Annotated in this window: 22 protein-coding genes and 1 pseudogene; 8 read left to right on the forward strand and 15 right to left on the reverse strand. The window is 61.8% G+C overall.

Translation table 11 applies throughout. The annotated features are described in order from the left end of the window. Window positions 1–276 precede the first annotated feature (276 nt). From ACVILI_RS12850 to ACVILI_RS12910, 13 genes and pseudogenes are all read right to left on the reverse strand, one after another. Window positions 277–1299, reverse strand: coding sequence for a LacI family DNA-binding transcriptional regulator (locus ACVILI_RS12850; protein WP_038645303.1), 1023 nt, complete (start codon window positions 1297–1299; stop codon window positions 277–279). Window positions 1300–1432: 133 nt separating this feature from the next. Further along, window positions 1433–2224, reverse strand: coding sequence for an ATP-binding cassette domain-containing protein (locus ACVILI_RS12855; RefSeq protein WP_038645305.1), 792 nt, complete (start codon window positions 2222–2224; stop codon window positions 1433–1435). Between the two features lie 3 nt (window positions 2225–2227). Then, window positions 2228–3214, reverse strand: coding sequence for an ABC transporter permease (locus ACVILI_RS12860; RefSeq protein WP_020628799.1), 987 nt, complete (start codon window positions 3212–3214; stop codon window positions 2228–2230). Between the two features lie 120 nt (window positions 3215–3334). Beyond that, entirely contained in the window at window positions 3335–4273 is a 939-nt protein-coding gene (locus ACVILI_RS12865; RefSeq protein WP_457102461.1) for a substrate-binding domain-containing protein, read from the reverse strand. Between the two features lie 228 nt (window positions 4274–4501). Next, the gene (locus ACVILI_RS12870) at window positions 4502–4642 is read right to left on the reverse strand and encodes a hypothetical protein (protein WP_240564784.1); all 141 of its coding nucleotides are present in this window, start codon (window positions 4640–4642) and stop codon (window positions 4502–4504) included. A gap of 18 nt (window positions 4643–4660) precedes the next feature. Beyond that, on the reverse strand, window positions 4661–5818 hold the full coding sequence (locus ACVILI_RS12875) for a fumarylacetoacetate hydrolase family protein (protein ID WP_038645310.1): 1158 nt from the start codon (window positions 5816–5818) through the stop codon (window positions 4661–4663). A gap of 160 nt (window positions 5819–5978) precedes the next feature. Further along, entirely contained in the window at window positions 5979–6848 is an 870-nt protein-coding gene (locus ACVILI_RS12880; RefSeq protein ID WP_240564783.1) for an aldose 1-epimerase, read from the reverse strand. Window positions 6849–6864: 16 nt separating this feature from the next. Then, window positions 6865–7620 carry an SDR family oxidoreductase gene (locus tag ACVILI_RS12885; protein WP_019856897.1) on the reverse strand — a complete coding sequence of 252 codons (756 nt, stop codon included), beginning with the start codon at window positions 7618–7620 and terminating at the stop codon, window positions 6865–6867. A gap of 15 nt (window positions 7621–7635) precedes the next feature. Beyond that, window positions 7636–8367 carry an ATP-binding cassette domain-containing protein gene (locus tag ACVILI_RS12890; RefSeq protein WP_010914799.1) on the reverse strand — a complete coding sequence of 244 codons (732 nt, stop codon included), beginning with the start codon at window positions 8365–8367 and terminating at the stop codon, window positions 7636–7638. A gap of 3 nt (window positions 8368–8370) precedes the next feature. Beyond that, window positions 8371–9349, reverse strand: a pseudogene (locus tag ACVILI_RS12895) (ABC transporter permease). Window positions 9350–9428: 79 nt separating this feature from the next. Next, window positions 9429–10406 (reverse strand): sugar ABC transporter substrate-binding protein, encoded by a 978-nt coding sequence (locus ACVILI_RS12900; protein ID WP_019856900.1) that lies wholly within the window; start codon window positions 10404–10406, stop codon window positions 9429–9431. A 25-nt stretch (window positions 10407–10431) separates the two neighbouring features. Then, window positions 10432–11634, reverse strand: a complete 1203-nt coding sequence (locus tag ACVILI_RS12905) for a mandelate racemase/muconate lactonizing enzyme family protein (protein WP_019856901.1) — start codon at window positions 11632–11634, stop codon at window positions 10432–10434. Further along, window positions 11631–12353 (reverse strand): FadR/GntR family transcriptional regulator, encoded by a 723-nt coding sequence (locus tag ACVILI_RS12910; protein WP_051726751.1) that lies wholly within the window; start codon window positions 12351–12353, stop codon window positions 11631–11633. The genes ACVILI_RS12905 and ACVILI_RS12910 overlap by 4 nt, the downstream gene beginning before the upstream one ends. A gap of 106 nt (window positions 12354–12459) precedes the next feature. Between ACVILI_RS12910 and ACVILI_RS12915 the strand changes: the two genes are divergently transcribed. The 6 genes from ACVILI_RS12915 (at window position 12460) to ACVILI_RS12940 (ending at window position 18324) form a co-directional block, all read left to right on the forward strand. After that, window positions 12460–13377 carry an SMP-30/gluconolactonase/LRE family protein gene (locus ACVILI_RS12915; RefSeq protein WP_038645315.1) on the forward strand — a complete coding sequence of 306 codons (918 nt, stop codon included), beginning with the start codon at window positions 12460–12462 and terminating at the stop codon, window positions 13375–13377. A gap of 182 nt (window positions 13378–13559) precedes the next feature. Continuing rightward, complete coding sequence (locus ACVILI_RS12920) at window positions 13560–14444, forward strand: ABC transporter permease (RefSeq protein WP_027046602.1); 885 nt, start codon at window positions 13560–13562, stop codon at window positions 14442–14444. Beyond that, complete coding sequence (locus tag ACVILI_RS12925; protein WP_038645317.1) at window positions 14441–15262, forward strand: ABC transporter permease; 822 nt, start codon at window positions 14441–14443, stop codon at window positions 15260–15262. Before ACVILI_RS12920 ends, ACVILI_RS12925 begins: the two co-directional genes overlap by 4 nt. Before the next feature lie 25 nt (window positions 15263–15287). Beyond that, a complete protein-coding gene (locus ACVILI_RS12930) occupies window positions 15288–16358 on the forward strand; it encodes an ABC transporter substrate-binding protein (RefSeq protein WP_038645319.1) in 1071 nt (356 codons plus the stop codon). A 282-nt stretch (window positions 16359–16640) separates the two neighbouring features. Beyond that, entirely contained in the window at window positions 16641–17249 is a 609-nt protein-coding gene (locus tag ACVILI_RS12935; protein ID WP_019856907.1) for a cupin domain-containing protein, read from the forward strand. After that, on the forward strand, window positions 17239–18324 hold the full coding sequence (locus tag ACVILI_RS12940) for an ABC transporter ATP-binding protein (RefSeq protein ID WP_038645321.1): 1086 nt from the start codon (window positions 17239–17241) through the stop codon (window positions 18322–18324). Before ACVILI_RS12935 ends, ACVILI_RS12940 begins: the two co-directional genes overlap by 11 nt. 463 nt (window positions 18325–18787) lie before the next feature. Here the strand turns inward: ACVILI_RS12940 and ACVILI_RS12945 are convergent, their stop codons facing one another. Further along, on the reverse strand, window positions 18788–19492 hold the full coding sequence (locus ACVILI_RS12945; protein ID WP_038645323.1) for an SOS response-associated peptidase: 705 nt from the start codon (window positions 19490–19492) through the stop codon (window positions 18788–18790). A 186-nt stretch (window positions 19493–19678) separates the two neighbouring features. Between ACVILI_RS12945 and ACVILI_RS12950 the strand changes: the two genes are divergently transcribed. Continuing rightward, complete coding sequence (locus ACVILI_RS12950; protein ID WP_457102462.1) at window positions 19679–20032, forward strand: SnoaL-like domain-containing protein; 354 nt, start codon at window positions 19679–19681, stop codon at window positions 20030–20032. A gap of 95 nt (window positions 20033–20127) precedes the next feature. On the opposite strand, the gene ACVILI_RS12955 is transcribed toward ACVILI_RS12950, so the two are convergent. Then, window positions 20128–20253, reverse strand: coding sequence for an SRPBCC family protein (locus ACVILI_RS12955; RefSeq protein ID WP_276315353.1), 126 nt, complete (start codon window positions 20251–20253; stop codon window positions 20128–20130). A 99-nt stretch (window positions 20254–20352) separates the two neighbouring features. Here ACVILI_RS12955 and ACVILI_RS12960 point away from each other — a divergent pair, with 99 nt between their 5' ends. Next, entirely contained in the window at window positions 20353–20703 is a 351-nt protein-coding gene (locus ACVILI_RS12960) for an ArsC family reductase (protein ID WP_038645325.1), read from the forward strand. The last annotated feature ends 78 nt before the right edge of the window (window positions 20704–20781 follow it).

The raw sequence follows: 20781 nt of genomic DNA on the forward strand, positions 1-20781 counted from the left end.
TTGGCGCCCTTTGGCGTGGAAGGAATTTCCGATGCTGAATGAAAAAAGCCCGCTGCCGGGAGGAGGTGGCAGCGGGCTCGATTTCGAATGTGGCGCGGGAGGAGGTGCACCCCATTCATCGTCGGCATCGCATCTGGGAGGAGTAGATGGCCGACAACCAGAACTTACGAGTTGCCCAATGATTCGGCAACAATGAATTGTGCATAGCAGCTGTGCAGATTTGCCGTATCAATTATCAGACAAATCCAAGAAACCGGCTTTTCCGAGGCGCCGGCCTTATTGCACCGGCACGTTTTCCCTGAAAATCAGGCGCGGCTCGATGAATTTCCGGGTGAGATAGGGCGCCGATGAGGCGATGGAGCCGAGCAGGCGGATAACCGACTGTTCGGCGATCAGCCTGGCGTTCTGGTCGATGACGACGTCGACGAGGTCGTCGACGAGATAGCCGCGGGTTTCCCGCGTCAGGTCGTGGCAGATGAACACCGGCTTGCGGTTGGGCCTGGCTTCCCGGATGGCTTTCGCAACGCCGGAGCGTCCGGCCCCGACGCAATAGATGCCGAGCAGTTCCGGTTCGTTGTGCAGCGCCTTCATGGTTTCGGCGTAGCTGGCATCCGGTTCGTCGTTGATCTCGACGGCACTGGTTACGGTGAGGTTGGGAAACTCTTCGCCGAGCACTGAGCGAAAGCCCATTTCACGCTCCTCATGGCCGCGATAGGAGCGCGAACCGACGACCATCGCCAGATGGCCCTCGCGGCCGCCGAGGAAGCGGCCCATCAGAAGTGCCGCCGTTCGGCCCGCCACCCGGTTGTCGATGCCGATATAGGCCGAGCGGGGAGCGGCAGGAATATCGGACACCAGCGTCACCAGGCGGATGCCGGCCTCGACAATGTCGCGCAGGATGTTGCGGGTTCGCGGATGGTCGATGGCGATGACACCGACGCCATTGGCCCTCAGCGACAGATTTTCTACGGCGCTCTGCAGTGCGTTCGGCGAGATGCCGGCGAGGTTGTGGATCCGGCACGAAGCGACCAGCGGCAGGCGCGATGCATAGTCCTCGATGTGCCTTGCCAGATCCTGCATGAAGGCGTTGCCGCCGATCGGCAGGAAGAATTCAAGGTTTGCGGGCTTGGAGGGAAGCGTAACCTGGTCGGCGACCGGCAGATAGCCGAGCTGCTTGGCGGCTTCCATGACGCGCTGCCGGTTGGCGGCGCTGGCGCCCGGCCGGTTGTTGAGCACCCTGTCGACCGTCGCGGTCGAGAGTCCGCAATTCCTGGCGATGTCGGAGACGGTGGCCTTCATGCCGCAACCCTATGCGCCGATGCGATCGTGCGCCAGACAAGCAATTTCGCAGCCGATGCGATCCGAGGGACGGGTGATCGACATCCATCACCGCGATGCGCGTTGGGCTGTTTCGACAAGGCGGCTTCCGCCCTCAGTGCGGCGGCTTGCCGTCGGCGATGGCTTCGCGAATTTCCTTGTCCGACATGCCGGTGATGATCCGTTCGACTTCCGTCACGGTTGTCTCCTTCGGGTCGATGTCGTCGGCGACCACCTTGCCCCGGCGCATGACGACGATGCGGTCGACCACCTGGAAGACATGATGGATGTTATGCGCGATGAAGATGCAGGAATGGCCGGAATCGCGAGCGTTGCGCACGAAGCTCAGCACGCCTTGTGTCTCGGCGACGCCGAGATTGTTGGTCGGCTCGTCGAGGATGATGAGGTCGCTGTCGAAATGCATGGCGCGCGCGATCGCCACCGCCTGGCGTTCGCCGCCGGAGAGCGAGCCGATCGGCGTCGTCGGCGGAATGTTCTTCGAAATGCCGACCTGTTTGAGCAGGTCGCGGGCGACGGTGTTCATCGCCTCCTGGTCCATGCGGTTGAGGAAACGCGGCGGCTTGATCGGCTCGCGCCCGAGAAACAAATTGCGGGCGATCGACAGTTGCGTGACCAGCGCCGAGTCCTGGTAGATCGTTTCGATGCCCTGTGCGATGGCGTCGCTGGTGCTGCGCAAGGTGACCTTCTTGCCGCGGATGAAGATGTCGCCGCTGGTCAGCGGCACCGCGCCCGACAAGACCTTGATCAGCGTCGACTTACCGGCGCCATTGTCGCCGAGCAGGCCGACGATCTCGCGCTCGTTGACATGGAAATTGGCGTCCTCGAGCGCCTGCACGCGGCCGTAGGACTTGCGGATGTTCTGCATGCGGATCAGTGGCTCGGCCATGGTTCAAGTCCCTGCCTGGTGCCGGCGTTCCAGCCATGAGTGGAGCGCCATCATGCCAAGGATGATCGCGCCGATGAAGATATTGTAGGCAAGACCGGGCACGCCGATCAGCACGATGCCGTTGCGCATCACGCGCAGGATCAGGATGCCGAGCACGGTGCCGATGATGGTCCCGCGTCCGCCGGTCAGCGCCGTGCCGCCGATCACCACCATGGCGATGACTTCGAGTTCGTAGCCGGTGCCGCTATTGGGATTGGCGGCGGAAGTTCGCAGCGAGGAGATGACGCCGGCCAGCGAGGCCATGAGCGACGACAGCACGAACAGGCCGATCTTGACGCGGTTGACATTGACGCCGCGGGCGCGCGCGGCGTTGGGATTGCCGCCCGCCGCCTGGATCCAGTTTCCGGTCCGGCTTTGCGTCAGCACATAGCCGAGCGCGATCGCCGCGGCGATGAACCAGAACAGCGACATGTAGATGCGGAACGGCCCGATGAAGAAGTCGCCGACCAGCGCCTCTGCCAGCCAGCTGCCCTCGGCGCTCCAGGTGCGCTGCGGAAAACCGTCGGTGATGAAAAGCGCACTGCCGCGCACCACGAGCAGCATGCCGAGCGTGACCAGGAAGGACGGGATCTTGAGTTGCGTGACGAACCAGCCATTGACCAGGCCGATCAGGGCGGCAACCACCAGCGCGGCAACGAAGCCCATTTCCAGCGAGGTGACGCCGCTGTTGAACAGCGTCCACATCAGCACGGGCGAGAAGCCGAACAGGGATCCGACGGACAGGTCGAATTCGCCTGACGTCATCAGCAAGGTCATCGCCAGCGCGATCAGGCCGAGCTCGACGGTGAAGGCCAGGGTGTTGGAGATGTTCTGCGGCGACAGGAAGTCGTGATTGAAGCCCCAGAAAACGCCGATCTCGACGATGAGCAGCACGAAGGGACCGAATTCAGGCCGCGCAATCAGGCGTTGGACAAGCGAATGATTTTCCACTGGGAACCCGCGACATGGTTTGGAACGGGCCGCGATCTCCACCGCCTCGGATGGATTGTCGCGACGCAAGAAGATATCTGGCGCCGCGAGCCAGACGGACACGGCGCCAGGGATCGCGGTTTATTTGCCGGACAGTATCTTGTCGTAGATGCCGGCGGTGTCCTTCTCATAGAGCGCGCCGGTGATGACGTTGAAGCCCGGAGGAATGCCTGACGCCGCCATGTTGGCGAGCGACAGCGCGACATAGCTGGTCGCCTGCGGGTCCTGCCACTGGCCGGCATTGACGTAGCCGTTCAGCACTTCCTGCGTGGTGTCGAGCGAGTTGCCCCAGCCGACAACGGGGATTTCGCCCGGCTTGACGCCGACCTGGTCGAACACCCGCTTGATCGAGCCGGTGACGAGGTCGCCGAGACCGATGATGGCGTTGACCTTGCCCTTGTGGGCGGTGAGGTAGTCGACCATGCGGTTGATCACTTCGGCCTGGTCGAGCGTTGCTTCGGTCACTTCGTAGGTGATGCCGAGCGGTCCGAACACGCTCTTGATGCCTTCCTCTTCCTGGACGCCATAGGTGGCGCCGGGGATCTCGACGGGCATCCAGACGAAGTCGCCCTTCTTCACCAGGCCCTTGTCGACCAGATATTGCGCCCAATGCTTGCCGAAGGTGACGTTGTCGCCGCCGACATAGGCATTGAAATTGGCTTTTGGATCAGGCGTGTTGAAGTTGATGATAGGGATGTTGGCCGCGCGGGCTTCCTTGACGATCTCGACGAGGCTGCCCGGATCGGGGCTGGTGGTGACGATGCCGTCGGCCTTGGCCGAGAGGGCGGCGCGAACCGCTTCTTCCTGCTGGGAAGCGACGTCGCCATTGTGAAACGAGGTGTTGACGGTGTTGCCGGTGTCCTTGGCCCATTGCTTGGCGCCGGCCAGGAAGTAGGTCCAGACCGGGTCGGCCGGGCCGCCGTGCGAAATCCAGTAGAAGGTCTTGGCCTGCGCCGCTGCCGGAACGACCGTCAGCGCGACCAGCAGGCCGTAGAGCACAAGTCTCAGTCTTGTCAGCATTTGATTTCCTCCCGGTTGAAGATGATCCGTCTCTTGTTCCGGCGTCGGCCGGATTGCGTCTTTTGCCAGCGCCGCTCGGATGCCTCAGAGCATTCCCTTTTTCGACGGATGGCAAGCCTCCATCTGCAGATGTAGTTGGCGCCTGACGCGGCGCCATCAACGGTCCCATCAGATTGCATCAGTCGGGGTGATTTTTCCGGGCGGCCGGATGATGATTGGCGGCGAGGCTCAGCCGAGCGGATTGTCCCCGCTGTGTCCGGCGTGCCAGTAGCGCCACGGCCGGATCAGCCGGTCGATCGCCAAGCCAAGCACGACCAGAGCACCGGTGGTGAAGGCGGCCCAGATGGCATCCACGCCAAGCAAGGTCATGGCGTTGTGGGCAGGTTCTTAGATCAGATCGGCCTTTGCCAGGTCGCGCATGAGATGGCTGGCGCCGTAGGTCCAGTGCGGGCAATCGGGCGACAGCCGCACCCGGTTGACCAGCGCGCCGAACTTTTCCGACGAGATGGTGACGATGTCGCCGACCTTGTGGGTAAACCCCTTGCCCTTTTCGCCGCGGTCTTTCGACGGCACGAACATGGTGCCGAGATAGAGCGCCAGCCCGTCCGGATACTGGTGATGCGGCCCCATGGCGGCGGCTACCAGTTCTTCGGGCGAACGGCTGATCTCGGCCATCGAGCTTGCGCCCTCCAGCGAGAAGCCATCCTCGCCCTCGACCTTGAGGCGCACCACGGCGCGCTTCACGTCGTCGATCGAGAAGGTGTCGTCGAACAGTCGGATGAAGGGTCCAAGCGACGCCGAAGCGTTGTTGTCCTTGGCCTTGCCGAGCAGCAGCGCGGAGCGCCCTTCGACGTCGCGCAGATTGACGTCGTTGCCGATGGTGGCGCCGACGATCCTGCCGCTCGAGGCGGCGATCATGGCGATCTCCGGCTCCGGATTGTTCCAGGTCGACACCGGGTGCAGGCCGACATCGGCGCCGAAGCCGACCGAGGCCATCGGCTGGCACTTGGTGAAGATCTCGGCGTCGGGACCGATACCGACTTCCAGATATTGCGACCAGGCGCCGCGCGCGATCAGCTTGGCCTTGATCTCCATGGCTTCCGGCGAACCGGGTTTGAGCTTCGAAAGGTCGTGGCCGATCAGCCCGGCAATGTCGGCGCGGATGGCGTCGGCCTTTTCCGCCGAGCCGCGCGCCTGTTCCTCGATCACCCGCTCGAGCAGGCTGACGACGAAGGTCACGCCCGACGCCTTGACCGCCTGCAGGTCGACCGGGGAGAGGAGATGGGGCTTTGTCGGATCGCGTCTGGCTTGAAAACTGTTTGCTGCGATGTCGTCGAGCGAGCCGATCGGCTTGCCCTTGGCCGAGCGCACATGACCTGCCGGATCGGCCATTTCGCAGATGTCCCGCACGGTCGGCGCTGCGATCGAGGTGATATCGAAGACGGTGTCGTCACGCGCCGTGACCACGAGTGGGTGAGGCACATCAGCCGATCGAGCGCGGCCGAGAAAGACGCCATCGTCAGGCAGAAACGTCATGTTTGTCATTGCACTCTCGTCGTTACGCAGGATGGTTCGATGTTATGAGGTGCGCATGGCCTCTTCAAGCCGACACGCCCTGAAGCAGCATGTGCCAAGCGACAGGCGATCAACGAAAATGGCCTTTGTCACGATGTCACTGCACTGCGTCGCGACTTCCGATGTGGCGCTACAGCTCATCCCAACGTAACCGCAAATGCGCGCTTGTCGATCCGCCTTTTTCCAGCGTGGTCAGGCCGCTGCCGTGATGAGCATCCACCACATGTGAAACGGGTTCGAAGCAGAAGAAATCAGCGTTTCGTGCCGGCGAATAGAGGACGAAGACATTCAGCGAGGGCGACGCCTCGATCGTGACGGCGATAGCGTCATCCGGCTGGATGATCGAGGCGTGCCCGTTCCAGCCTTCGAAGGCATTGTTGACCCAGGCGTCGGGAAGCGGCGCGGCTTGCGAAAAATCCCAGTCCGGCCGGGAGGCCAGCGGCACCACCCCCGTCGGCAGGTGTCGCTCGTCCTCCAACCAGACACTGCGCGCCGATGCTTGGAGCAGAGTGCGCGGGCGGCGCGGAAACCAGGGGTGGAAGCCTAGCCCGTAGGGCAGGCGTATGGCGGCTCGGTTCTCGACAGCCAGCACGGCGGACAGCGCGCCATCCTCCAATGCATAGCGGACGCTCGCATGGTAGCGGTAGGGTCCGATCGCCCCATCCTCCAGAGCCAGCTCCATTTCAGTGCCGGTTCGCCTCGTCAACCGCCACGGCCTTTGAAATGCGTCGCCGTGGAGTGGGAACGGCTCGCCGTTGACATTGGGCTCTATCGCATGGAAGCGCCCGTCAAACTCGAAGCCGCCGCCGGAAATGCGGTTTGACCAAGGGATCAGCAGTTGGGACCCGAACTTCAGCAGACCCCTCGATGGCTCAAGCACAGGCGTCGGTGCTCGGCCGGTGCGGAGCGCGTCGTAGCGCAGGATGGCAGCGCCCTCGCGGGGGCGCACCACGACGCTCGCACGCCCATCGGCAAGTTCGATCTCATCGCCATTGCTCATTGAAAAGCAGCCATGGCTACCATCCGCCATCGATGTTGATGTTCTGACCGCTGATCATGTCCGATGCCGGGGAGACGAGGAACAGCACGAGATCGGCGATATGCTGCGGCTCGATGCGTCGCTTCAGGCATTGGTTGGCAAGGATCCAGTCATTGTATTCCTCGAGCCGTTCTCCGAAGACGCGCTCCTCTGCCTCGGAAACGACGGCGCCTGGCGACACCGCGTTCACGGTGATGCCGTGTGGTCCCAATTCCCGCGCCAGCGACTTGGTGAGTCCCAGCATGGCTCCCTTCGAAGCCACGTAGGGCACGTAGCCGTCCCAGCGACCGTTCAGCGTCACCGAGCAGAAGTTGACGATCCTGCCCTGGCCTTTCTTCTTCATGCCAGGCGCGCAGGCGCGCGCCAGCGCGAAGGCGGCTGACGAATTCACACGGATCTGGTCCTCGTACTCGCCAAGTGAGAATTCCTCGAACGGACGGTTGATGATGAGCGCCGCGTTGTTGATCAGAATGTCGATCGTGCCTTCTTCGTCGGCTAGCGCCTTGACCGCTGTCTCGGCTTCGGCCAACTGGTTCAAGTCGCAACCGACATAGACGATCGTACCCTTGTTCGCCGCCGCCAATTCCGCTGCGATTCCGGGCCCTTCTGCATTCTCGGGCCGGTCAAGCAGAAGCACGCGCGCGCCAGCGCGGGCAAGCGCGGCAGCCTGGGCGCGGCCGAGCGAACCCAGACCGCCGGTCAGGAGCACAACTTTACCGGAAAGGTTCGTCATCACCGTTCCCGCCCCTCAAAGCACGTTGTGAACTTCATCGATGGAGGTTTCCTCGATGCGTTTGTCGAGAACGACCTCGCCGCGCGCCATCGCCACCACGCGATCACAGCAATCAAAAACGTGATGCATGTTGTGGCTGATGAAAACGCCGGTCACCCCTTGTGCCTTCAATCCACGTACAAAGCCGATGACCTTGCTGGTCTCCTTGACCGAAAGGTGATTGGTCGGCTCGTCGAGGATCATCACCTTCGACTTGAAATGCATGGCCCTCGCGATGGCGACGCCCTGCCGCTGGCCGCCTGACAGTTCACCGACCAGTGCGTCGGGCGAGCGCAGATGCAGGTCGACATTGGCGATCGCCTTGATGCTTTCGCTGCCCATCTTCTTTTGATCCAGTATGCCGACGCCGAATACGGAAAACAGCGTCGGTTCGCGGCCGATAAACAGGTTCCTGGCGATCGACATGGTGGGAACCATCGAATTGTACTGGTAGATGGTCTCGATGCCGAGGTTCATCGCGTCGCGCGGCCTGGCGATCCGCACCGGTCTGCCTTCGACCAGGATCTCGCCCTCGTCGGCGGTATGGACGCCCGACAGAATGTTGATGAGCGTCGATTTGCCGGCACCGTTGTCGCCGACCAACCCAAGTGCCTCGCCTCGCTTCAGGTCGAGGCTCACGCCCTTCAACGCATGGACGCCGGAATACCATTTGTGAAGATTGCGGACGGAGATGATTGCGTCTTCCATGGCTCAGCCCTCCATCTTGATCGCCTTGGCACGCTTGCGCATCCAGGCATTGGCTACGACGGCGAAAATGGTCAGGAAGCCGATCGCGAATTTGAACCAGTTCGCGTCGACATTGGAGAGCACCAGCCCATTGTCGATGATGCGGATGAGGATCGTGCCGATGATGCCGCCAGCGACCGTACCGATGCCCGCCTGCGAGCGAAGCGCCGCCGATGACCGCCGAGGCCACCGCCTGGAGTTCCAGGCCTTCGCCAATGGAAGGCAAAGGAGAGCCCAGCCTCAGCACTTGCAACATGCCGGCGAAACCCGACAGCATCGAGCAAAGCACGAAGCATGCGAGTTTTACTCTCGCTGTCGGGATGCCCATCGAGGCGGCAGCCGGGTGGAAGCCGCCGGTGGCCTTTATCCAATTGCCGAAATTGGTTCTGGAAAGCATCAGTGACGTTAAAAGGGCAATTCCCGCAAACCACAGGAACGACATGCGGAACATGTTGCCGGGGCCGACGAACGAGGTGAACAGCCAGTTCGGAAGATCGGCGGGAAGCAAGGGTGGAAACCCGCCCGAGACGACGATCGTCAGCGACCGGGCGATGAAAAGCATGCCGAGCGTGGTGATGAAGCTCGGGATCTCGAACCAGATCGTCACATAGCCGTTGATAAATCCGATCACCGCGCAAACGATAAGCCCGGCCAGCAAGGCAAGTGGGAAAGGCACCCCTTCGACCATGAGGACCGCCATGCACATCGGCATCAGGGCGAACACCGATCCGACCGACAGGTCGAATTCGCCGCTGATCATCAAGATCGTGACGCCGATGGCGACGAGGCCCGTTTCCGGCAGAATGCCGAGTATGCCGCGAAGGTTATCCTGGTTGAGGAACACGCCATTCGAGCGGATCTCGAAAATCACTACCAGAAGCACCAGCAGGATCAGTCCCGCCAGTTCCGGCTTTTCCAGATAGGTCTTGAAGAGGCGTTTCAAGGCAGGCTCCAGGAATTCGAGGCAAGGGACCCACCCGGCGGTGCGAGCACTGCCGGGCGAACACATGGCGCGCGTGGGCTTAACGCAGACCTTGCGAGGAAAGCGTCATGATCGCGTCGGCCTGATCCGGGCGCACGATGCCTTGACCCGTATCGATGTCGGAGGGGGCCAGACCTACCTTCTTGTTCAAGTAGGTTTCCATGACGGGCATGAAGCCCTGCATATAGGGCTGTTGGTCCACCAAAGCCTGTACGTAGCCCTTCTGCATCTGCTGCAGAACTTCCGGCACCAGATCGAAACCGCCAAGGAGTACCTTGCCCGGCGCGACGCCGCGGTCCTGCAGCGATCGCGCAACGCCCGCGCACCAGAAGCCGGTGTCGAAATAGGCTGTGGTGTCGGGATGCGCATTGAGATAGGCGCCGACACGATCGGATGTAATCGCGAGGTCCGTTCCGCTGTCGATCCGCTCCCATGAGACCTGGCGGTCGGGATGGGCCGCCTTGTACTCTTCCAGGAACTGCATCACGCCTGCGCCACGGCTTTCGGACCAGTTCTGGCCGGGTGCGGAAATGCCGACCAGAACCTTGATTGGCCCCTCTTTCGGGAAGCTCTCGGAAATCGCCTTGCCGAGCGAATAGCCCGCCGGCTTGAAACCTTGCCCTATGAAGGCCTGCCGCGCATTGCCCTTGGCGCCTTCGGTGTCATCGACATTGACGGCAATCACCAACACACCGGCATCTCGCGCCTCCTTGATGACGTCGTCGAACGCCTTGTTGTCGACAATCGAGGTCAGCAGGGCATCCGGCTTGGCGGCAAGTGCGGCGCGCATGTTGGCGAGTTGTTGCTCGACCGAGCCTTCGGTCTGGGTGAAAATCATGTTGCACTTGGCCTCGACCTTGCCGCAGGCATCGTCAAAGCCCTTTTTCACCGCCTGCCAGAAGGTGTTCGAGGCCGACGAATGGTGTGTAAAGACGATGTTGAGCCCGTCGGCACTGGCGACGGAAGGCCCGGCAAGCAGCGTCGTGGCGAGCAAAAGCGTTGCAGTCAGTCGTTTCATTTCTATTCCTCCCGTTGAGTGTTCTTCAGATGTCCGTCTTGTCGGAGACGCGGCGATGGACGGTGTAGGCCCGACCGAGGTCGGGATTGAGTTCCAGCCCGAGGCCTGGGCCAGGCGGCACGGTGATCATGCCGTCCTTGACTTCCGGTAGCGCGGTCACGAGGTCGCGGTACCAGGTCCTGTAAAATGCCCGCACACTCTCCTGTACGAGCGCGTTGGGCGCGTTGAGGGATAAATGCGTGGATGCCGCCAGGACCACTGGCCCGGTGCAGTCATGCGGCGCGACCGGCAAATGCCAGGCCTCCGCCATTGCGGCGATCTTGCGTGCTTCGGAAAGCCCGCCGCACCAGGAAATGTCCAGCATGACGATGCCTGCGGCGCCGGTCTCCAGAAGGTCGCGGAATGCCCAGCGACTGCCCAGGGTTTCCGACGCCGAGATCGGTGCCGGGCTCGCGGCCTCGTAGCGCTTGAGATCGGCGAGGCTATCCATGCGGATGGGATCCTCATGCCAGTACGTGCCATAAGGCCCGAGCGCCTTGGCGATCTTGATCGCCGGCAAGAGCTGCCACATGGAGTGGAACTCGACCATGATGTCGATCTTGTCACCAACCGCTTTGCGGATCTTTTCGAAGGGCTGCAGCGCGGCTTTGAGGTCGCCGGCGGTGATGTCTTGCCCCCGGCTTTTCTCGGCGGCATGGTCGAAAGGCCAGATCTTCATGGCCGTGATGCCGTCCTCAAGCAGCTCCGCCGCCAATTCGTCGGCGCGGTGGAGAAACCCGTTCAGGTCGTCGTATCCTTGCCTTGTGCCCAGACCATAATTCGCGGTGGTCTGTCCCTTGCCGTCCTTGATGTATTCGGTGCCGGCGCAGGTGTTGTAGGTACGGATGGACCGGCGCGAAAAGCCTCCCAGAAGTTGCGCGATCGGCTGGTTCATGGCCTTGCCGAAAATATCCCAGAGCGCGATGTCGAAGGCGGAATTGCCGCGGACTTCGACCCCGCTTGAGCGGAAACCGAGATAGCCAACCAGGTCCGCGGAAAGCAGATCGATCTGCAGTGGATCGCGGCCGATTACGCGTGGCGCGACATATTCATGGACATATTCCTCGACCGTGCGGGCCAAGAAAAAAGTTTCGCCAAGGCCGGTAATGCCTTCGTCGGTATGCACCTCGATCCAGAGCAGATTGGGCCGCTCTTCGATACGAATGGTCTCAAGCGAGCGGATTTTCATGCGATCCCCGCGTCGATCAATGCCTTGACGCTTTTGTCGAAATGCGCGGCCATATGTTCGGCGGCAAGTTGCGGGTTCCCCGCGATGATCGCCCGAGCAATATCCGCGTGCCCCTCGATCATCTTGATCTGCTCTTCCTCGGTTACACGCGTACGCCAGCCGATCACCCAGGTGCGTCGCGTGACGCCGCTGAAGGCGTTGATGATCAACGAAAACACCGGGTTGTGAGAGGCCCGCGCGATCGCCTCATGGAATGCGATGTCGTGTTCCATGACGATCTCGGGCGCACGGTAATTCTCGCGCATCAGCCGCGCGCATTTCTGTATTTCAGCCGCCTCCGCGTCGGTCCGCCGGAGTGCGGCGAGCGCCACCGTGCGCATTTCGATGGTGCGGCGCACATCATAAACCTGCTGGACGCTGATCTGTTCGGTCGTGACGCCGTGCTCGATCACCATCGACATGGCACCAATGTCGAGCTTGGCAACGCTGGCGCGCCGGCCGGCGCTCATGTCGATGAGGCGCATCGCCGACAGCGACCGAAACGCCTCCCGCACCACCGTCCGCGAGACACTGAGCCTGCGGGTCATGTCAGCTTCACTGGGCAAGAGGTCGCCAGGGCCAAGGCCTTCAACGCGGATGTGCTGGGTGATGGCCTGAATTGCGGCACTCACCAGCCCGGGATTTGTCTCGTCAGGCCCTATGCCGCGATCGCTTACCATTTGCCCAAAACCTGTATGACATGTTTTCTTGAAATGGGTATATCTTTGTGAAATCTTGTCTGTCAATAGCGGTTGACTACGCGACAGTTGGGAAGGGAAAAGGGTAGTGGATAGCGGAGAGAAACAGCCAGGCTTCGTGTTCGATGCCCAGGATATCGTCGGCGAGAGCCTGCTCTGGGACGAGAACAGGAAGACACTGATCTGGGTGGATATCATCGGGCGACGCATTCACCAGCTCGATCCGGGTACTCGCGATCATCGGAGTTGGCCGACGCCGGACCTCGCAACCTCGATTGGCCTGCGTAAGGACGGTGGCGCGATCGTCGGGCTGCGAAAGGATGTGGCTCTGTGGGATTTTGGAAAAGCCTTCAGGACGATCGCGACGATCGAACCGGACAGTCCTGACACACGGTTGAATGAGGGCATTGTCGCCCCGGATGGCTCATTCTGGGTCGGCACCATGGAAAACAACATCGATGCCGACGATCGTCCACGCGATATTTGGCGAGATGCGGGGCGGATCTATCGCGTCGACACGGCCGGCATCGTCGAGGCGCTCAGCGCCGATCGCTTCGGCATCACCAACACGATGGTCTGGACAGCGAATGATACCTTCATCACGGCGGACACTACCAAGAACCAGATCTTTCGCTATCACTGGGACAGGGTGCGGTCGCGAATAACCGACAGGCGCCCTTTCTTCTCGGACTTTCCACGCGGCCTGCCGGATGGGTCGTGCATGGATGCGGAGGGCTATGTCTGGAATTGTCGCGTTGCGGGGGGCGGCTGCCTGGTTCGCATTTCACCTGACGGGGTTCTGGACAAGGTGGTGGACCTGCCCTGCAGCTGGCCCACAAGCTGTACCTTCGGCGGCGAGAATTTCGATATCCTCTTCGTCACTTCGGCACGGTTTACCATGAGCGAGAGGCATTTGCAGGCAAACCCGCAGGAGGGCGGGTTGTTCGCTGTGCGCGCAGGCGTTCGAGGCACACCAGCCAAACGGTTCGGTGAGATTACCTACTGACGCGGCCGAGAACGGCAGGCTTACCAGGTCGGCTACGGCTTTTCGACCAATCCGGGCAAAGCGCAGCGTTCCGGCAGTCGCCGGAGCGTTGATGACGACCAATTCAGGAAAGCCGGATTCTGCTTGACAGTTTCACGAATATGAAAAATTGTTAGCCAATTTCAAATTTGGTGAGCTGGTCGATGTCGGCCTTAGTTGCAGCACAAGCGCCAAAGGCCCGGTCTTCATCGGGCTTCCGGCTCGCCATGCTGTTGCCAGGGGCGCTGGTCACTTTCCTGCTGATCCTGTTCGCGCTTGGCCTGGTGCTGTTCCTTGCCTTTCGCGGCAATGACGGCTCGCTCCTCGGCGTTGGGCTGACCGTCGATAATTTCGTCACCGTGGCCACCGATCCGCTCTACTGGACGGTGACGCTGCGCTCGTTGGTCATCGCCGGCCTGGTGACGCTGGCAACCGTCGCCACCGCCTATCCCGTCGCCTACTATCTTGCCTTCCATGCCGGGCGCCGGCGCGGCCTGCTGTTGTTCCTGGTGACGCTGCCGTTCTGGACCAGCTATCTCCTGCGCGTCTTCGCCTGGAAGATCGTACTCGCCTACAATGGCGTCCTGAACTCGGCGCTGATCGAAAGCGGCATCTGGTCGGAGCCGACACTGGCATTTCTCAACACGCCAGCCGCTGTGGTCGTCACGCTGGCTCACGCCTATGCGCCCTTCGCCATCCTGCCGATCTACGTGGCGCTGGACACCATCCCGAAATCGCTGCTCGAGGCTGCCTCCGACCTCGGCGCGCGGCCGTTCACCGCTTTCCGCCGCGTCGTGCTGCCGAATTCGATGCCGGGCGTGCTGGCGGCCGCGCTCGTCGTCTTCGTGCCGACAGTCGGCGACTATGTCACGCCGGCCATGGTCGGCGGCCCGGCCAGCACCATGATCGGCACGCTGATCCAGTCGCAGTTCGGCAAGGCCAATGACTGGCCGTTCGGCGCCGCCCTTTCGGTCTGCGTCATGCTGGTCATCCTCGTCGTGGTGCTGGTCGCGCGCAACGCCGACCGCAGATTTGGCAGCCGCACATGAGAGTGGACCGGGCCGGGACGAATCGGGATGGCCGCTGGCTCGGCCTCTACGTGCTTGCCTATCTGGTGTTCCTATATCTGCCGGTCCTGCTGATCCCGCTGTTTTCCTTCAACGATTCCATCCAGGCGGCGTTTCCGCTCCAGGGGTTCACGCTGCAATGGTACGAGACGCTCTACGGCAATCCGGCGCTGTCGGGCGCGCTCGTGAACAGCCTCGTCATCGCCACTGTCGCCGCTTCCGGTGCAACACTGTGCGGCATCACCGTTTCCTATATGGACCTTTACGGCCGCTCGCCGCTTGCCGCCACCATAAGCGCCATAGCCCGCCTGCCGATCCTGATCCCCGGCGTCATCGTTGGCATATCGTTGCTGATCCTGATCAACCTCATCGGCCTTGGGCCGTCGCGCATCGCCATCGTGCTCGGCCACATACTGGTGGCTTTGCCCACGACCGTCGTCGTCATGCGCAGCCGTTTCGCCGCCATCCCCAGGACGGTTCGCGAGGCGGCGCTCGACCTCGGCGCCTCCGACTGGACGACGTTCCGGCGGGTCATGCTGCCGCTCAGCCTGCCCGCCGTGCTGTCGGCCTTCATGCTGGCCTTCCTGATCTCCTTCGACGAATTCATCGTCGTCTTCTTCCTTGCCGGCACCGAGCCGACCCTGCCGCTCTATATCTGGAGCCAGCTGCGCTTCCCCCGCTCGTTGCCGACCGTCATGGCGCTGGGGACGGTGATCCTGGCCACATCCTTCATTATCGCCGGCACCGCCGAGATCTTGCGCCATCGCGGGCTCGGTGCCACGCGCCGCAATCCAGCCTGACCATAACAATGAGAGGAGAACGAAAATGACATTCCACCTGACATCGATAACCGGACACAAGGCGCGCGCCGGCCTCGCCGCGCTGGCGCTGGCACTGTCTTCGACCGTGGCGCTGGCCGCCGAAAAGCTGCAATATTTCACCTGGTCGGGTTACGAATTGCCCGATTTCAACAAGAGCTTCCTCGCCGCGCATCCCGATGGCGTCGAGGCCTCGATCTTTGGCGATGACGACGATGCCTTCACCAAGGTCAAGGCCGGCTTCCGGCCCGACATCGCGCACCCCTGCTACGACAAGGTGGCGCGCTGGAACAAGGAAGGCCTGCTGCAGCCGATCGACACCAAGCGCATCAAGAACTGGGATTCGATCTTCCCGGTGTTCAAGAACCTGCCCGACCTGCAGGCCGGCGATGGCAAGGTGTGGATGGTGCCGTGGGACTGGGGCAACACTTCCATCCTCTACCGCACCGATTTGGTGAAGAACCCCGAGGCAAGCTGGAACCTGCTCTGGGACAAACAATATGCCGGCCGCATGGCGACCATCGACGCCGTGCACGACACGCCGATCGTCGCCGCGCTTCTGGCCGGCGTCAATCCGTTCGACATGACGCCCGAGCAGATGGACAAGGTTGCGGCAAAGCTGCGCGAACAGCGGCCGCTGCTGTCGAGTTACACCACCGACATGACGTCGGTCGAGCAGGCGCTTGCCAGCGGCCAACTGGTCGCCGCAATGACCTGGAACGCCTCGGCCACCTCGCTCAAGAAGCAGGGCGTGCCGGTCGAATTCATGAATCCGAAGGAAGGCATGCTGACCTGGGCCTGCGGCTTCGTGATGCTGAAGGACGCCAAGAATGTCGATCTCGCCTATGATTTCATCAACAGCCGGCTGGATGCCGATTCGGGCAAATATCTCATTCAGTCCTATGGCTATGGCAGTTCGCTGAGCACCGCCTTCGCCGGCGTCACGAAGGAGGAACTGGAGAAACTGCAGCTGCCGTCCGATCCCGAGGTGATGCTGAAGAGCACCATCTTCACAGGGCCGATGAAGCAGAACGACGATGTGGCCAAGATGTTCGAGAAGGTGAAGGCTGGCGGGTGATCGGTGGTTAATTTCGGAAGCTGGCGCTGTCCCTCATCGCCCTGCCGGGCACTTCTCCCCGTATAGTGACGGGGAGAAGGAGCCGGGCGCAATGCCGGCGAGTCCCTTGCGACGCTGGTGATTGGCGAAACCGGCGATAAGAGCGTCCCTCTCCCTGTCACTATACGGGGAGAGGATGCCGGCAGGCGGTGAGGGGCGGCGCCAACGCCCGGTAAAGTACGAATTCAATCCCGAGGCCGGCCGTTGTCTGGTGCTGGCCTTAGACGCAACAAGGATCGACGAATGGACATAGTCGACGAGGCCGCCGAGAAACCCAAGGACGATGCCGATGTTCGCGTCGGGCGCCGTGTGCGGGCGCTGCGGCTGGAGCGGCGCCTGTCGCTGGCCGAACTGGCGGCAAAAGCCGGCGTGTCGATCGGCGCGCTGAGCCAGATCGAGCGCGGCATGTCCTCGCTGCGCGTCAAGGTGATCTGGCCGCTCGCCGCCGCCCTCGACATCGAGCCTTCGGCGCTGATCGCCGATGGCGACGAGGCCGTCAACGATCTCTATTGCGTGCGCGCCGACAAGCGGCGCTCCATTCCCGTCAAGTCGGAAGGCATCGCCAAGGCGCTGCTATCGCCGCCGGGTGCGACGCTCACCGGCATGCTGGTGACGGTGGAGGCCGGAGGCGGCACGGCGGAAGCCTATGCCCATGCCGGCCATGAATTCGGCTATGTGCTTTCGGGCGAGGTCGAACTGGTGGTGGACTCGACAAAATACGGGCTGAAGACCGGCGACAGCTTTGCCTTCAAGAGCACGCTGTTGCATGCCTTCCGCAATCCCGGCGCCGAGCAATGCCAGATCCTGTGGGTCAACACCACGAAGCCTTCCGAGGTTCGCGATGGCGCCTGATCCACTCGTCCGGCTGCAGGCGGTCTCCAAGGTTTTCCCGGGCGGCATCGTCGGGCTCGATGCCGTCGATCTCGACATTATCAGCGGCGAGTTCATCACGCTGCTCGGGCCGTCCGGCTGCGGCAAGACCACCAGCCTGCGCGTCATCGCCGGCTTCGAAAGCCCGTCGAGCGGAAAGGTCTTACTCGACGGCCGCGACATCACGGCGCTTCGGCCCTTCGACCGGCCTGTCAACACCGTGTTCCAGGACTACGCGCTGTTTCCGCATATGGATGTCGCCGAGAATGTCGGCTTCGGCCTGTCATTGCGCAAGTTGTCGGGAATCGAGCAGGCAAAGCGGGTCGGCGAAGCGCTGGACATGGTCGGTCTCGCCGACAAGTTTCGCGCCCGTGTCTCCGAATTGTCGGGCGGCCAGCGCCAGCGCGTGGCACTTGCTCGCGCCATCGTCTGCGAGCCGCGCGTGCTCTTGCTCGACGAGCCGCTGTCGGCGCTCGATGCGCATCTGCGCGAACAGATGCAGGTCGAGTTGAAGCGGCTGCAATCGCGGCTCGGCACGACCTTTGTCATGGTCACACATGACCAGACCGAGGCGCTGTCGATCTCCGATCGCATCGTCGTCATGAACAAGGGCCGCATCGAGCAGATCGCGCCGCCGGCGACGCTCTATGACCAGCCTGCGACGAAGTTCGTAGCGAGCTTCATCGGCACCATGAACCTGCTGCAGTCGCGCTTTGTCGGCCGCGATGGCGATCGGTTGCGCTTCGCTGCCGGCGCTCTGCCGCTGGAAGCTACCTCCGAAACCGGCCAGGCACCCGGGGAAGGCGAGATGCGCACCATCGGCGTGCGCCCAGAGGATTTGCTGGCCGCCACCGAGGCGACCGAAGGAACCGCGCCGGCGCGGGTGAACAGCATCGTCTTCCACGGCCGTACCTTGCGGCTGCATGCTGAACTGGGGCAGGGGTTGCCGGTGGTGATCGATGCGCCGCGCCAGGCCGAGGGGTTTCAATTCAGCGTCGGCGACGTGGCGCATGTCAGCCTGCGCCGTGGCGCCAACTGCCCCATGCTGCCGAGCTAGCCTCATCCACCTGCGCAAGGTCGCCCGCACGGCTGTGGGCGCGGCTGGTCTGATCGACATGTGAACAAACGACCATGGAATTAAGTAGGAATTGACTAAGCTAGGAAGACATTCCTAAATTAGTTGATGCCGGAATTGAGCACCCGACCGCGCCGAAATGTGCAAACCCTATGCCTCGCGCACGAAGTGGGGCAACTCATTCGTGTCCGATGCCGGCACTGCAACATCACCCGGCACTATCTGCCCGGCGACCTTGCAAAGCTTGTTGGTGACATACCCTTTTGGGATGTCGAAGGGCATATGCGGTGCGAGCGCTGCAAGCTTCGCGAGCTTGATGCCGACATAATTTTGCCGAGTGCTGCTGAGCGCTTGAAAATTCGTGTGAGACGCCTTGTCGAAATCCGCATGGTTCGCCGTGTGATATGGCGAGACGAGGAATGAGGAGCGCGGCCATCCCTTCAGCCTAGAACAGAGACCCTTGGGCTGGTGCCTGCTGCGGAAACTTGATTTGTGTGGCTGGCTTCTCAACGATGACCAACGCGTTGTCTGGCGCTGTTCGCTGCAAATGCCGTGCTTCTGCCCAGGGTGCTGTCAGCCAGGCCTCGGTCTCTTCCGAAGTGGTCAGTATTACGGGCATAGCCTTCTCATGGATCGGCGCGATGAGGGCGTTAGGCTTGGTTGTCATGAAGGCAAATAACTCGAAGTCGCCGGGTCCGTCCTTGACCTTTCGAACACCCTGCCAAAGGGTCCAGAAGCCGGCGAAGAAGAACAGAGGCCGGCTTTCGTCACGGGCAAACCAGTAATTGCGTTGGATGCCTGTTTCCGGGTCCTTGTCGCTCGGTGTCGGGCTGGGTTCGGCAAAACTGGTGACCGGTACGACGCATCTATGCTCGACCCCGACAAACTGTTGCCAGTGCGAATATTGTGGATTGCGAACGTTGGTCGTGCCGTAGTCGGCCTTACCCTTCATACGCTCTTGAGGCGTCGGCAACCCCCAAAGCAGGTTCGCCAGCTCACGCTTCCCGTCTGCCGTGTTGCGGACGACCGGGCCGGGTTGATTGGGATAGATGTCAACGGAAGGTTCAAGGTTGCCGCTGATATCGCGTAATGCGCGCGTCCATTGGCGGATCGCCTCTTGCGTTGTGGTGATGTTGTAGAGGTTGCACACGCACCTAGCATTGCGGAATTGGCTTGTGTCTGCAACCGAGGCCGCTGCCCGCGCTCCTGCAATTCGTGTCACAGAGCCGCGTTGTATCGATCGTCCTGACACGCCTTGTCAGCTGTCATGTGGGCACAGGTGGCAGACGGGCTGGCTCTTCCCTAATTGCAGTGCGTCTGAACAGGAGGAATACACATGACCATCGCGGAAATTGCCAAGGATTTCACCGAGCTCCTCAAGCAGGGCGATCACAATGGCGCTGCTGAAAAATACAATGCCAACGATATCGCCAGTTACGAAGCCATGGAGGGGCCGATGGCCGTCAGCCACGGCAAGGAGGCCCTCAGGCAGAAAAGCCAATGGTGGCAGGAAAACCACGAAGTCCACGGTGGTTCGGTCGAAGGCCCTTATGTCAACGGCGACCAGTTCGCGGTGCGCTTCACGTTCGACATTACGCCCAAGGCCACCGGCCAGCGCGTCACGATGGATGAGGTTGGCCTCTACACGGTCAAGAACGGCAAGATCACCGAAGAGCGCTTTTACTACTGAGGCCGGAAGTCAGGCTTTCCGACCTTTGCTCTCTTCGTTGCAAGTTTGAAAAATGAGCATGGCGGTCGGGGCAATCCCCTGGCCGCCATGCAAATTCAAATGGTCTTCACATACTTGGCAAACTGGTCGGCCACCGTACCCCAGCCGTTGAAGAAACCCATTTCCTCATGGTTTTTGCGGGTCGCGTCGTCGCGGTGGAGGAAAATCCTTAGTACTGGCAAGTCCAAAAATTCCGACGATGCGGGCCTGGGCGCTGGCAAAGCGGGAAGGGCGGTTTTAGGCTGTGGGACGGATTCGACTGTCAGCTTGAGGGACGCGCTTTGACGACTGCGATTTACGGCATCACCACCTGCGACACGGTCAAGAAGGCGCGCGTCTGGCTGGAGAGCCATGACGTTGCCTATCGCTTTCACGATTTTCGTGCGGAGGGGCTGGACGCGAAGCGGCTGGATGGCTGGGTCGGCAAGGTTGGCTGGGAAAAGCTGCTCAACAAGGCCAGCACCACATTTCGTGAATTGGCGGATAAGGACAAGCAAGGTCTCGACGAAAAGAAGGCGAAGGCGCTGATGCTGGCCAAGCCGACGATGGTCAAGCGGCCGGTGCTCGAGGTCGGCGACCGGGTTCTGGTCGGCTTCAAGCCGGAAGTTTATGAGCAGGCGGTCGGGAAGTAGGCGAAAGCATTGCGACGTCCGATCTCCCCCCTCGTGGGGGAGATGTCAGGCAGGACAGAGGGGGGCGCGCTGTCCCAC

Source organism: Mesorhizobium sp. USDA 4775 (genome assembly GCF_054062655.1).

Bases quoted from the DNA above. Each gene is read 5' to 3' on its own strand.
- ACVILI_RS12850 (WP_038645303.1), bottom strand. From the start codon at position 1,299: ATGAAGGCCACCGTCTCCGACATCGCCAGGAATTGCGGACTCTCGACC.
- ACVILI_RS12855 (WP_038645305.1), bottom strand. From the start codon at position 2,224: ATGGCCGAGCCACTGATCCGCATGCAGAACATCCGCAAGTCCTACGGC.
- ACVILI_RS12865 (WP_457102461.1), bottom strand. From the start codon at position 4,273: ATGCTGACAAGACTGAGACTTGTGCTCTACGGCCTGCTGGTCGCGCTG.
- ACVILI_RS12870 (WP_240564784.1), bottom strand. From the start codon at position 4,642: ATGACCTTGCTTGGCGTGGATGCCATCTGGGCCGCCTTCACCACCGGT.
- ACVILI_RS12875 (WP_038645310.1), bottom strand. From the start codon at position 5,818: ATGACAAACATGACGTTTCTGCCTGACGATGGCGTCTTTCTCGGCCGC.
- ACVILI_RS12880 (WP_240564783.1), bottom strand. From the start codon at position 6,848: ATGAGCAATGGCGATGAGATCGAACTTGCCGATGGGCGTGCGAGCGTC.
- ACVILI_RS12885 (WP_019856897.1), bottom strand. From the start codon at position 7,620: ATGACGAACCTTTCCGGTAAAGTTGTGCTCCTGACCGGCGGTCTGGGT.
- ACVILI_RS12890 (WP_010914799.1), bottom strand. From the start codon at position 8,367: ATGGAAGACGCAATCATCTCCGTCCGCAATCTTCACAAATGGTATTCC.
- ACVILI_RS12900 (WP_019856900.1), bottom strand. From the start codon at position 10,406: ATGAAACGACTGACTGCAACGCTTTTGCTCGCCACGACGCTGCTTGCC.
- ACVILI_RS12905 (WP_019856901.1), bottom strand. From the start codon at position 11,634: ATGAAAATCCGCTCGCTTGAGACCATTCGTATCGAAGAGCGGCCCAAT.
- ACVILI_RS12910 (WP_051726751.1), bottom strand. From the start codon at position 12,353: ATGGTAAGCGATCGCGGCATAGGGCCTGACGAGACAAATCCCGGGCTG.
- ACVILI_RS12920 (WP_027046602.1), top strand. From the start codon at position 13,560: ATGTCGGCCTTAGTTGCAGCACAAGCGCCAAAGGCCCGGTCTTCATCG.
- ACVILI_RS12925 (WP_038645317.1), top strand. From the start codon at position 14,441: ATGAGAGTGGACCGGGCCGGGACGAATCGGGATGGCCGCTGGCTCGGC.
- ACVILI_RS12930 (WP_038645319.1), top strand. From the start codon at position 15,288: ATGACATTCCACCTGACATCGATAACCGGACACAAGGCGCGCGCCGGC.
- ACVILI_RS12935 (WP_019856907.1), top strand. From the start codon at position 16,641: ATGGACATAGTCGACGAGGCCGCCGAGAAACCCAAGGACGATGCCGAT.
- ACVILI_RS12940 (WP_038645321.1), top strand. From the start codon at position 17,239: ATGGCGCCTGATCCACTCGTCCGGCTGCAGGCGGTCTCCAAGGTTTTC.
- ACVILI_RS12950 (WP_457102462.1), top strand. From the start codon at position 19,679: ATGACCATCGCGGAAATTGCCAAGGATTTCACCGAGCTCCTCAAGCAG.